The organism is Candidatus Nanopusillus massiliensis, from assembly GCF_920984865.1.
Genome location: NZ_OV100765.1, coordinates 484,108 through 484,421, shown reverse-complemented (window position 1 = coordinate 484,421; position 314 = coordinate 484,108). Strand labels below are relative to the sequence as shown.

Sequence of the window (314 nt, the reverse complement as noted above, 5' to 3'; positions counted from 1 at the left end):
TGTTCCTGTTGTTGTAATAACTATATCAAATAATTTATTTTTAATAATATCCTTAATTATACCTCTTATTCCAGTTGCAGTAATATCTGCAGGAAAATCAATACTTTGATTGTATTCTTATCATTTAGCATTTCTTTCAATATTTCATATCCTCTATATAATTCTTGTGCCTGAAATCCCNCTACATATTTAAATTGCTCAATTAAATCCTTTATTTTCATATCTTTATTTATCTTTAAATCTCTTACTGGATCCAGTTTATAAAACTTATATAGAAATTTTTTAAAATGGATTATATAACAATAGATGATATT

At 23.0% G+C, this 314-nt stretch carries 1 pseudogene (running past one end of the window); it reads right to left on the bottom strand.

Annotation, left to right across the window (positions count from 1 at the left end):
• Window positions 1-45, bottom strand: a pseudogene (locus LUA84_RS03400) (deoxyhypusine synthase); its annotated part reaches 134 nt to the left of the window's first position; the annotation flags it as partial.
• Between the last annotated feature and the right edge of the window lie 269 nt (window positions 46-314).